This is a genomic window from Globicatella sp. HMSC072A10 (genome assembly GCF_001811625.1).
Classification (GTDB): Bacteria; Bacillota; Bacilli; order Lactobacillales; family Aerococcaceae; genus Globicatella; species Globicatella sanguinis.
In genome coordinates this window covers 5,812-17,704 of sequence record NZ_KV805821.1, presented here as the reverse complement: position 1 = coordinate 17,704, position 11,893 = coordinate 5,812, and the positions used below count along the sequence as shown (strand labels likewise).

Below are 11,893 nucleotides of genomic sequence, written 5' to 3'. Positions count from 1 at the left end.
GAAGTAGAAAATTAAATGATTTTCGCTTCGTCTTCCCACCCCCCCGCACAGTTGAGTGGCCTCAAACAAGTCTTTAAGACGAAGTTCGAGGCCACTTCAACCACTGCGCTATTAATTAACGAACAATAAACTTGACTAAATTTATCAAGCTTATGCCCAGACTCAACGAAGAATTATCATAGTGGATAAATTACGATTAAAATATATGACAAATTTAATAAGTTGAAAGCGACATAATGAGTCTACCTATTTTATTGTGTTGAATGAATGAGATTTGCCATAGCCTAACAATAAAAAATACCATGTATAAACATCATTACACATGGTATAAATTTATTTTACTATTTATTTAATTTAAAACAGTGAAACTTAAAACTCCATACCTTCATTTTGAAACCATTACTTGTAAAAGTGTTATGAATTCTTCTAAATAATTACGATTGAATACGAGAACTTTGTAAACTTTTACGAATGTTTTCGATTGATTCGTTATTTCTTTTTTGATCCGTTAACATCACATTAATATAAATGAAGTCCATCATACTAATATATGCCAATCTTGCCATTAAAGCTTCCGTTCGAAAGGCGGATTCTTCGGTGGTTATAATCACTGTTTCGTCCGCTAATTGTGCGAGATTCGATTGATTGATACCTGACAAAACAATGAGTTTCGCTTTATTTCGCTTTACTTCCTCTGCTAAAATATTTGATTCTCTGGTCATACCAGAATGGGAAAAGATAAAGACACAATCGTTTTTCCCCATTTTAGTGGTATAGGATAATTGCATATGATAGTCCTGAATATAATTGACATGATGTTTGGTACGCATAAATTTATGGTAACTATCATAAGCCACAACCGAGGAACCACCAAGACCAAAGAAATGAAGGGTGGTAGATTTATTTATTATTTCTAAAATATGATCTAACTGTTCTTCTGAAATACTATAGCGAAGATCGAGCAAAGCTTGGACATTCGAGTTTAGAACTTTCATTGCAATATCATAGGTATTATCTTTTTGATCAATATCATGATAATTACTTAAAAAATTATCATTGCGAATTTCAGAAATATTTTTAACTACTGACATTTTAAAATCTTGATAGCCTTCAAAACCTAATTTTTTTATAAACTGAAATATGGAAGACTTAGAAACATTGATGTAAGTAGCCAATTCATCTAAAGTCATTTTACCGATTGAATCATCAGAGTTAATTAAATATTCTGCAATTTGCTGTTCAATCGTGGTTAAGGAACTGCCTAAAGCTTTAATTTTACGTTTTAGATAATAATTGGTTGTATCATCATTCATGATGTTCCTCTTTTCTACTTAGTTCTGATTAAGACTATTATACTAAAAATAAATAGATTTTAAAAGATATCGAACAAAAAATAAATTTTATTTTTGAAAGAGTTTACAAAAAATATTATTTATTGTATAATGAATTTAAAATAAAAGGCTTCCATGGGGGTGTAAAAACATTTTAGTTGTCGGATGAGATTTATGAAGGAGAGTAAGATGAATAATTATCGTATTGCAATTGTTAATTCAAGTAGTTATGGGCGTATATTTCCTGAACACATTGAACGTTTAGAAGAAATTGGTGAAGTTGAGCGAATTGATGTAGATAGTGATATTGATGGAAAAGCGTTAGCAGAAGTGTTAGCACCATTTAACATTGTGATTTCAAGTGTAACGCCGTTTTTTACAAGGGAATTCTTTGATAATAAAAAAGATTTACTGCTTATCAGTCGTCATGGAATAGGTTATAACAATGTCGATTTAGAAGCGGCTAAAGAATGCGGAACGGTTGTTTCGATTGTTTCTCCTCTAGTTGAACGTGGCGCAGTTGCCGAGCAAAATATTACGAACTTACTGACAGTAATGCGTAGAGTGACTGAATCGACCAAAGCAGTTAAATCAGATCATTGGGAAGACCGAGCAAGTTATGTGGGACGTACTTTATTTAATAAGACTTTAGGAGTCATTGGGATTGGTAATACAGGAAGTTGTGTTGCTGAAATTGCACGTTATGGATATAAATGTGATGTATTAGCTTATGATCCTTATAAGTCACAAACTTATATTGAAAGTTTCGGTGCTCATAAAGTTGATTTTGAAACATTACTTAAGCAATCTGATATCATCTGTTTATGTGCGAATTTGACAGAAGAAAACTACCATATGATTTCTACTGAACAAATTAATTTAATGAAAGATCATGTGTATCTTTCAAACTCAGCTCGTGGTGCGTTATTAGACGAAGAAGCAATTGTCGAAGGACTTGCTTCAGGAAAAATTGCCGGTTTAGGTACAGATGTATTAGAAGTTGAGCCAGGACGAGGAGATCACCCTTACTTACAATTCGATAATGTAGTGATGACACCGCATACAGGGGCTTATACATTAGAGTGTTTAGAAGGTATGGGTTTAAAATGTTTAGATGATGTTGAACGGATTGTAAATGGACAAATACCACATACAGCAGTTCAAACAGTAATGAAATAAGGAGATTTGATAATCATGTTAACAGACTTACAGGTAAAAATAGGACCATCATTTTATCAATATCATATTGGTGCACTTCAAAATATCCCTAAGCTTTTAAAAGAATATCATGCAGAAAATATCTTAATTGTGCATGGAACTATTTCTTGGAAAAAGGCAAAACCATTTTTAAGTTTTATTGATAATTTTGAAGGGGATATCACCTATCACCAATACACTGGTGAATGTAGTTATCATGGCGCGAGCTTAATTAAAGATATTGTTGAAAAACAAGCAATTGATTTCATTATTGGTGTTGGTGGTGGGAAATTAACCGATTTGGTAGGTTATGCTGCTCATATTGCGAACGTGCCTTTCGGAGTGGTACCAACCTTAGCAAGTAATTGTGCTCCTTGGACGCCACTTTCTGTTATGTATAAGGAATCAGGTGAATCTGAAGGAAAATCAGAACATTTCTTAAGACAGGCTGCTTTTCTAATTACAGATCCAGAGCTCGTTATTGATTCACCCGTTGAATATTTTGTAGCTGGATTAGCGGATACTATTGCAAAATGGTATGAATCTGATGCAATTTTAAAACAAGATCATTTACAAAAGGAAAATTATTTACAACTTGCACAACATATTACCGTATTATCCAAAGACCAAATTTTAAATGATGCGGCCAAAGCAATTGAAGACATGAAGAATCAAGTCATTAGTGATGAATTCTATCGTTTATCAGAAATTGTCTTTGCGATTGCCGGTATGGTGGGTGGCTTAGGAGGTAAATATTCTCGTAATGCAGCAGCACATGCCATGCATGATGGTTTAGGAAAATATTATCCAGCCGTTAAAAAATATTTACATGGCGAAATTGTTGCTTATGGGATTCTTTATCAAATGGCTATCGAAAAACGTTGGGCTGACATTGATGAATTATTACCATTATATAATGAATTGAAATTACCGAAATCATTAAAAGAAATGCATATTGAGATTGAAGAAGGAGAATTACTCGATAATTTAGTTGAATTTATCGATAGCAAAGAGAAAGTTCATTTAATTCCTCTTGAAATCAATCAAAGTGTATTAAAATCAGCAATATTAGAACTAGAAAATTATATAAATAAATAGGAGGTTTTACTATGGAAACATTATCAGCAATGCAAAGTTTACTCATTGCGATTTGGGTTGCCGCTGTTATGTCTCGTGGATTAGGTGGAATGACCTTAACGCTTCGTTTCTCCCCATTAATGACTGGTTTTATTTGTGGGTTAGTCATGGGAGATGTGAAACAAGCAATGATTATTACTGCCGGACTACAATTAATTTATATGGGGGTATTCTCTCCAGGTGGTTCAATGCCACAAGAACCAGCTGTTGCAGCTGCAATTGCCGTACCGGTTGCTTTATTAAGTAAAATGAACGTGGAGTCAGCGATTGCGGTAGCAGTGCCAGTTGGATTATTAGGATCATATTTATATCAATTCCGTTTCTTCTTAAATACCTTTATAGGTAAAATGACGGATACAGCAGTTTTAGAAAATAATATTAATGATAAGAAAATCAGTAGAACGGTAATAGCTTATCCTACGATTGCATCATTCTTATTATTCGTTCCATTAATCTTTGTTTCACTTTATTGGGGTGCACCTGTTATCGCCGACTTTATGAATAAGTTAGAAGGAACGGTCTTTATTCATATTCTAACCGTAGTAGGTGGAGGGTTAGCAGCGATTGGGATCGCGACCACGATTTATGTTATTGGACGTAAAGACTTATTAGTCTTCTTCTTCTTAGCATATTTCATTTCAGTCACTCTTTCTTCATTAGGTATCACAATGGTAACATACGCAATCTTTGGTATTATGATAGCAATTATTTATGTTACTGCTCGTTCAGCAAGTGGAAAAGAAGCAAAATCAACAGCAAGCTCATCTGAAAGTGGTGACGCCTTTGATGATGGATTTGACGACGGTTTTGACGATGGATTTTAATTAGAGGAGGTAAAAACAATGGAATTAACTAATAAGGAAATGAAACAAACAACTCAAAATTCACATTTAGCTCCTGAGAAAATTACAACGAAAGACGTAACAAAAGCTTATTTAAGATGGCATTGGGCCAATGAAATACCCCACTCTTTCGACCGTTATCTTGCAGCTTCGTTATTATATGCATTAATGCCTATTTTACGAAAATTATATAAAGATGAAGATCAACTAAGAGCGGCATATCAACGTCAGTTATTATTCTTCAATACCCAATTAACATGGGGTGGTGGAGTGATTACTGGATTAATGGCTTCAATGGAAGAACAAAGAGCGTTACAAGAATACAATGGTGAAGAAGTAACTGTTTCGGATGACTTACTTTATAATACAAAAGCCGGTTTAATGGGAGCTTTAGCAGGAATTGGTGATGCGATTGACTCTGGTACTATTCAATATATCTTCATCGCCATTGCAGTTCCATGGGCTCAAGCAGGATCTGGATTAGGAGCAATCATTCCATTTGTATTGTTTGCAACTTATCAATATTTAATTGGTTTATTCTTCGCTCGTTCATCATTTAAATTAGGTCGTGACGCAGGAGATATTTTACAAAGTTCAGGATTACAACAAATTATTGATGTATTATCTATTTTAGGGATGTTTATGATGGGAATTTTAGCAGCTAACTATGTTAAAGTGTCCTCTTCACTTGCTTTTAACATTTCTGGACGCGATTTTGTCATTCAAGAATTATTAGATAAAATTTTACCTGGTATCTTGCCGCTAGCGACAGTAATGTTTGTGTATTTCTACTATCAAAAGAAAGGATTAAAAGTGACCAATATTCTATTAATCCTAACGGCTATTTTAGTCGTATTAGCAGCAATTGGTATTCTATAACAATAAAAGGAGTAGTATATTATGGGACGAATTAATTTAGCTCGCGTGGATGAAAGATTGATTCACGGACAAGTAATGATTACCTTATCTCAACGAAATGGAGTTAACTCAATTTTTGTGGTGGATGATGTGGTAGCAATGGATAAGTTTATGCGTGAAATTTACATGTCAGCAGGAAGTCGTACGGGTCAAAAGACAATCGTAACGACTATGGATCGCATGAAATCTTACTGGCACGATTATAATTTAAAAGATTACAACTGTATTTTATTAACAAAATCAGTTAAATCAATGTACGAATTAGTAAAAGACGGAGTAGAAATCAAAGAATTGAATATCGGTGGTGTCGCTGAGAAAGATTCTTCTAAAGATATTCGTGTAACTAAATCTGTATACATAAATCAAGAAGATGCAGAAATGCTAAAAGAAATGCATCAACAATATGGTGTTGAAAATATTTATTTCCAACAAACACCATCTGCTGAAAAACATAGCTTAAAAGAAGTTTTAGGGAAATTTAACATCACATTATAGAAAGTCGGGATATTATGAATCAAAGTGAAGAGCGATTAAAAGACTGGTTATTTCGCTATCGTACTGTCTTTAATAAGCGACAATCAACCGTTCAAATCAATCGTTTTATTCATTCATTTGTTAAAGATGTCTATCAATTTCGTGAAGATATCGAAGTGAAAGAGTTAACGAATAATAAACAAGATTTCGGCAAAATTATCATTGTAGGAAATCCAAAAAAAGCACGACAAGTAGTGGCAACCTATTATGATACACCGAAACAACACTTTGGTTCATATGATTTTTTTGATGTGAAAGAACAAGAGAAAAAAACCTTTCAATATATCATGATGTCGGCTGGATTATTATTTTTAGGTGGATTATTGGCACTTTTTATGTATTTAAAACTTAGTCAATTTGCCATCGATTTTAGAGACTATAAAACTTGGTTAGTCAGTATCACTGTAATGGCTTTTTTCTTGATAGCGAGTAAAGTATCTCGTGGCGTCAGTCGTCGTAAAAATGTGGTTCGGAACACATCTTCCATTCTTGCGATATTGGAGTTAATGTATCAACGAAGAGATCCAGGAATTGCTTATATTTTAATTCCAAATGGCACTTATGGTTTTGAACAAATAGAGTTAGTAAAGCAATTATTTGTGAAGAGAGGCGAACTCTATTATTTAGACTCTATTGGTAGTGATAACGCATTATATTGTTTTACCCAGTCTAAAAAAGAACAAGATAAATGTCAGCAATTTGGAATAATGCCACAAGCTGGCACAAGTCATTATCATTATATAATCAGTTCGCAAAAATCAGCGGAAAGTTATTATTTAGATCGTGGTGATTTAAATTCAACTGAGGTCAATTGGAAGAATATTAATACGATTATTGCTTATTTTAAAGGAGGAAATTAAATGTTTGGCATCGTAATAGCTTCTCACGGAACATTATCACAAGGTTTAATCGACTCAGTCGATGTTATCTTTGGTAACACAGAAGGACTAGCAGCTTGTGTTTTAAAAAAAGGGCAAGCAATCGAGGAATTAGGTGACGATATTGCGAAGGCAATACAAACCGTTAATCAAGGAGACGGTGTCCTAATATTAACCGATCTATTATCTGCGAGTCCATATAATCAGTCATTAATGACCATAAATGGATTAGAAGATTCATTGAAAAGTAAATGCCATGTGTTATCAGGAGTTAATTTACCGATGTTAATTGAAGCTGTTAATCAACGATTAATTGGCACTTCGATTGAAGAAGCAATTGAGTCAATTCAAACACAAGCAACATCAGGTATCAGTCATTGGCATATTAGTCAATTAGCTGAAGAAACAACCTTTGATGAAGATGACTTCGATGATGACTTTTAAGAAAGGAGAGATTTCATGAAATGGTCTTTTAGATGGTACGGTAAAGATGACAATATTCCGATTGAGCATATCCGTCAGATTCCACAAATGCATGGAGTAGTCGGGACATTGTTAAATAAATTACCAGGCGACGTTTGGGAAATTGAAGAAATTGAAGCGTTAAAAAAACAAGTCAATGAAGCAGGACTAGAATTACATGGAATTGAATCTGTATCGGTCCATGATGCGATAAAAGCAGGGACAGCTGAACGTGATAAGTATATTGAAAATTATATTCAAACAATCCGTAATTTAGGTCAATGTGGTGTTAAAGTTATTTGTTATAGTTTTAAACCGGTATTCGGTTGGCTAAAAACAGATTTAAATTATCAGTTTGAAGACGGTTCATATGGATTAGTCTTCGATCAAAGTATCATTGATGGTATGGAACCTACGGAAGTCTTTAATCACGTCCAAAAACAAACCGGAGGATTTAAACTATCTGGTTGGGAAAAAGAACGCTTAGATAAATTCGAACGTTTAACAAAAATGTATGAAGGCATTACAGAAGAACAACTCTTTGAAAATTATAAGTATTTTATAGAGTCGATTATAGACGCTTGTGAAGAAGCGGATGTCTATTTAGCGGTTCATCAAGACGATCCACCTTGGGAAATTTTTGGTTGGCCAAGAATTACTAAAAATGCGGAAGACTTACGTCGCATCTTATCGATCACTGAATCAAAACATCATGGATTAACGATTTGTACCGGTTCTTTAGGTGCAGACCCGAATAATGATATTCCAGCTATCATTCGTGAAATGGGAGATCGAATTAATTTCGTTCATTTTAGAAACGTTCGCTATTTAGGTGAAAAACATTTTGCGGAAGTTGCTCATTATTCGCCTGAAGGTGATTTAGATATGGCTGAAATAATGAAAGCTTTGGTTGAAGTAGGATATGATGGGATTATTCGCCCAGACCATGGCCGAGCAATCTGGGGTGAAGTATGTCGACCAGGTTATGGTTTATATGATCGTGCCATCGGTATTGGCTATATGCAAGGCTTATATGAAATGTGTAAGAAACAATTGGCAGAATAAAAATATAAGGAGTAAACCAGACTAACAGTTTAATGTTGAAAGATGGTTTACTCTTTTTTTTTGAAGGGTGATACTTGATGAAAAACTACTATCAATGGTTATCGATTAATCCTGAATTATCGACTAAAGAAATTCAAACATTGATAATACAGAAGCTTCAAACGGTCAATCAACAACAAGCTTTAGAAGAAATCAGTGACATTATTTATATTGAAACCATTACCCAATTACGTCAAGCTCAAGAGGTTTTTAAAGATGAGCTATCAAGACAGCAATATGATGCTGAATTAGTACAATTAAATCAAAAGAGAACTGCTAAAATTTCGGATGTTCGAGTAAAAATAAAATCTAAAATGGAACAGCAACACGATAAAATCGTTAGTAAATATCGTTTGTGGCAAAAGTTACTGATTATAATAGGAATTATCATAACTTTTATAATTTCGATGGTCACGGTTGGTATAAAAGCATCCTTCATTTTTTTAGAAATAGCATCAGTCTCGTTATTATTAGTGATGGTCTTGATTCCTGTTTTTCGTAAATTACAACTTGACCAAAGAGCTCCATTTTTCAAGTTTGGCGCGATGTTCGTTATATTTATAATATGGTATTATTCCTTACAATTTCTTTTAAATGTAGTACAATTATCAGTGACAGAGCTTGAGCAAATAGGGAACATTCTTATCTATTGTTTGTTAGGTTGTTTAATTACTGGATTAGTTTTAGAATGGTTTATTTTTCAAGAAGAAATTAAGTTTGAAGATAGTTTACGTGAAAGGTTAGAAAAACAAAATATGAAAATGGATTCGAAGGAGGATACAGTTTGAAAATCGATCAAATAAAATTAGCAATTTTTGATATGGATGGTACCTTATGTAATACAGAAGATATTCATGCTAAAGGATGGGATGATGCCTTTAAACATTATGGATATGACTTTGGTCTCGATTTCGTTAATAGCATGCGTGGTAAAAGTATTGTAGATAATAATCGTGTGATTACCGAACGTACTGGTGATCCGGCTTTAACTCAAAAAATGCGAGAATATCGTGAAGCTTATATTTTGGAAATGATTGCGACTAATCAAGTTCAATTAATGCCAGGAGTTAAAGAAATTTTGGAAACATTAAAAGAACATAATATTCCAATAGCTATTGCGACGACTTCCTACACTGAAAGAGCTGAGAAGATTACGGGACAGCTAGATATTCAGCATTATTTTTCAACTAAAGTCTATGGCGATATGATAACTCATCAAAAACCTAATCCTGAAATTTATCTCAGAGTGTTAGAAGAAACCGGATCAACACTAGATGGAGTAATTGCAATTGAAGACTCTCCAACCGGTGTTACAGCCGCTCGCTCTGCCGGATTAAAAACATATTTTATTAATGACTGGCTTACATTGGATATAGAAGATTCAGAAGTAACGTCTTATAAGAATATGCATCAATTATTGGATGAACTCTTATCCTAATATATGATAAAATAAGATTATGAAACGAATTACAGATTTTAGCTAATCATATCCAAATTAAAGAGGAAATTAGGTGTAATAATGAAACAACTAGAAAAACAACAATATGACCATAGCATTCACTATTGGTATGAAGTCGATCTGATGACCGAACATGAATATGGCTTAATCTTTAATACAGATACTCAGACTATACCAGCTTTAGTTGAAACCATTAAATAAGATATTGAGGCTAATAGTGAGGATAACCAGCATTTTTGGTATTTCGGTCGTACGCTTGAGGATTTAGTCTTGATGGTGCGATATGCACACAATCAGTTTATCGTACAAGTAAATGTGAAAGACTTTGAATTTGCCTTATGTTTTGATGAGCATATCGGTTGGAAACAAGAGTTTTTAGCACAATTGACAGCATAAAAGGCTATCAATATCGGTCGTGAGGCCGATTTTTTTATTGGTATTGTTCGGTAAGATAGACTTAGCTCTTTATATGATTTAGTACTCAAGAAGGGGTTCTACGCCTAAACGCGCAAGACCTTATAAAAGTCTTTGTATGCTTTGATACTCAAAGGAAGGGCGTTGAACCCCCCATATCAAAGGCGCTAAATTGCCTAGCTTTAGTTCTTGGTATGTTGTTGTATTCTAAGGCAAGGCTCTAAACTCCCAAGCCTAAAGGCGCCAAATCGTATAGAATTAGTTCTTGGTATGTTGTTGTACTCTAAGGCAAGACTCTAAACTCTCATACCGAAGGCACCAAATCGACTAGAATTAGTTCTTTGTATGTTGTCGTATTCTAAGGAAAAAACTTTAAACTTCCATGGCAAAAATCGCCAGCCCCTTTTGTTTTAACAATTTTTAAGCATTTGTACCCAATGCCCTAGGCATTGAAAATCATAAAGACGCTTCCCTTCACATTCGGTCAGCTTTTTAAGATATAATAAGAGTGTGAAAGAATCAGTAAAGGAATGATAATATGAATAAATGGTGGCAAGATTTAAGTCGCTTATTAAAATGGCTCTTGTATTTCTTAGTGGCCATCTTTACCCTTTTTATTGTCAACCAATTGATGTTGACTTATCAGTTCTTTAGCCAATTATTACATCCTATCATGGGGATGATTGTAGCGGGACTGTTATTAATCGGCCTTGTTTATCTGGGCTTTAAAATTTACAAAACTTGGGGACAACAGCCCGAAATTGTTGAATTAGCAGATGATGCTAGTGAAGCGGAATTTCATATTTATTTGCTGAAGGTTAAAGAAATTTTACAGGACAATCCTAATTTAGCGGATTTTGATTTTGATCAAACAGAGATGCCATTATCCAGTGTGATTGATAAAGCCTTTATCCAATTACACGAGCGCTCTTTACCATTAATCAAGGAAAATGCGAATGCGATCTTTCTTTCAACCGCAATTTCACAAAATGGTGCTTTAGATAGTTTGGTCGTGTTATTTTCGTTGTTACGAATGGTATGGCAATTAAGTAATTTTTATCAAACAAGACCTACTTTAAAAGGCATGGCTAAGCTGTATGTTCAAGTGGCATCGGTCGTTTTAATGGCTCGCACGATTGAAGATGCTGACTTAATTGAAGGACAAATGGAACCTTTAATTACCTCAGTGATTGGTGAAAGTATCGCTTCAGCTATTCCAGGAATGGTTCCTATTACCAATTTAGTTGTCTCCAGTTTAATGGAAGGCTCGATTAATGCCTTCTTAACGCTGAGAGTTGGTCTAATTGCCCAAACGTATCTAGGAATGGATCGCAATGAAGAGAAAAATAAAATTCGCCGTAGTGCCTCCGTGAATTCAATTAGCTATATGGGAGAAATCTTATCCAATAATAGTAAAGTTGTGGTGAAATCAGTCGGTAGTGCCGTGAAAAATGCCGGTAAAGGTTTCATTCCTAAGAAATGGTTTTTTGAAAAATAGATTAAACTATCATAACTCTTTGTCAAATGATGTGGGTTAATTATTTTGCTTTATTTCAATAGTAATGATTTTGGAAAATTTTGGGAGTGGGCAAGAAGTAGAAAATCAAATGATTTTCG

General features: G+C 34.0%; 14 protein-coding genes. 13 read left to right on the top strand and 1 reads right to left on the bottom strand.

The features are described from left to right. Nucleotides 1-434: 434 nt before the first annotated feature. Nucleotides 435-1,313 carry a MurR/RpiR family transcriptional regulator gene (locus HMPREF2811_RS10615; protein ID WP_066126150.1) on the bottom strand — a complete coding sequence of 293 codons (879 nt, stop codon included), beginning with the start codon at nt 1,311-1,313 and terminating at the stop codon, nt 435-437. 207 nt (nt 1,314-1,520) lie between these two features. Here HMPREF2811_RS10615 and HMPREF2811_RS10610 point away from each other — a divergent pair, with 207 nt between their 5' ends. The 13 genes from HMPREF2811_RS10610 (at nt 1,521) to HMPREF2811_RS10555 (ending at nt 11,774) form a co-directional block, all read left to right on the top strand. Continuing rightward, the gene (locus tag HMPREF2811_RS10610) at nt 1,521-2,510 is read left to right on the top strand and encodes a D-isomer specific 2-hydroxyacid dehydrogenase family protein (RefSeq protein WP_071409297.1); all 990 of its coding nucleotides are present in this window, start codon (nt 1,521-1,523) and stop codon (nt 2,508-2,510) included. 15 nt (nt 2,511-2,525) lie between these two features. Next, a complete protein-coding gene (locus tag HMPREF2811_RS10605; RefSeq protein ID WP_071409296.1) occupies nt 2,526-3,626 on the top strand; it encodes an iron-containing alcohol dehydrogenase family protein in 1,101 nt (366 codons plus the stop codon). A gap of 11 nt (nt 3,627-3,637) precedes the next feature. Continuing rightward, nucleotides 3,638-4,489 carry a PTS mannose/fructose/sorbose/N-acetylgalactosamine transporter subunit IIC gene (locus HMPREF2811_RS10600; protein WP_071409295.1) on the top strand — a complete coding sequence of 284 codons (852 nt, stop codon included), beginning with the start codon at nt 3,638-3,640 and terminating at the stop codon, nt 4,487-4,489. Between the two features lie 39 nt (nt 4,490-4,528). Continuing rightward, nucleotides 4,529-5,386 (top strand): PTS system mannose/fructose/sorbose family transporter subunit IID, encoded by an 858-nt coding sequence (locus HMPREF2811_RS10595; protein ID WP_066126152.1) that lies wholly within the window; start codon nt 4,529-4,531, stop codon nt 5,384-5,386. A gap of 21 nt (nt 5,387-5,407) precedes the next feature. Further along, nucleotides 5,408-5,920 carry a PTS sugar transporter subunit IIB gene (locus tag HMPREF2811_RS10590; RefSeq protein ID WP_071409294.1) on the top strand — a complete coding sequence of 171 codons (513 nt, stop codon included), beginning with the start codon at nt 5,408-5,410 and terminating at the stop codon, nt 5,918-5,920. 14 nt (nt 5,921-5,934) lie between these two features. After that, nucleotides 5,935-6,819, top strand: coding sequence for a hypothetical protein (locus tag HMPREF2811_RS10585; RefSeq protein ID WP_071409293.1), 885 nt, complete (start codon nt 5,935-5,937; stop codon nt 6,817-6,819). Then, nucleotides 6,820-7,281 carry a PTS sugar transporter subunit IIA gene (locus HMPREF2811_RS10580; protein WP_071409292.1) on the top strand — a complete coding sequence of 154 codons (462 nt, stop codon included), beginning with the start codon at nt 6,820-6,822 and terminating at the stop codon, nt 7,279-7,281. Between the two features lie 15 nt (nt 7,282-7,296). Then, nucleotides 7,297-8,364, top strand: a complete 1,068-nt coding sequence (locus tag HMPREF2811_RS10575; protein WP_071409291.1) for a mannonate dehydratase — start codon at nt 7,297-7,299, stop codon at nt 8,362-8,364. Between the two features lie 77 nt (nt 8,365-8,441). Continuing rightward, a complete protein-coding gene (locus HMPREF2811_RS10570; RefSeq protein ID WP_071409290.1) occupies nt 8,442-9,191 on the top strand; it encodes a hypothetical protein in 750 nt (249 codons plus the stop codon). Further along, entirely contained in the window at nt 9,188-9,841 is a 654-nt protein-coding gene (locus tag HMPREF2811_RS10565; RefSeq protein WP_071409289.1) for an HAD family hydrolase, read from the top strand. Before HMPREF2811_RS10570 ends, HMPREF2811_RS10565 begins: the two co-directional genes overlap by 4 nt. An 81-nt stretch (nt 9,842-9,922) precedes the next feature. Next, entirely contained in the window at nt 9,923-10,063 is a 141-nt protein-coding gene (locus HMPREF2811_RS11495; protein WP_168164986.1) for a hypothetical protein, read from the top strand. 72 nt (nt 10,064-10,135) lie between these two features. Beyond that, entirely contained in the window at nt 10,136-10,258 is a 123-nt protein-coding gene (locus HMPREF2811_RS11850; protein ID WP_256388717.1) for a hypothetical protein, read from the top strand. A 556-nt stretch (nt 10,259-10,814) separates the two neighbouring features. Further along, nucleotides 10,815-11,774 (top strand): DUF697 domain-containing protein, encoded by a 960-nt coding sequence (locus HMPREF2811_RS10555; protein ID WP_066126132.1) that lies wholly within the window; start codon nt 10,815-10,817, stop codon nt 11,772-11,774. The last annotated feature ends 119 nt before the right edge of the window (nt 11,775-11,893 follow it).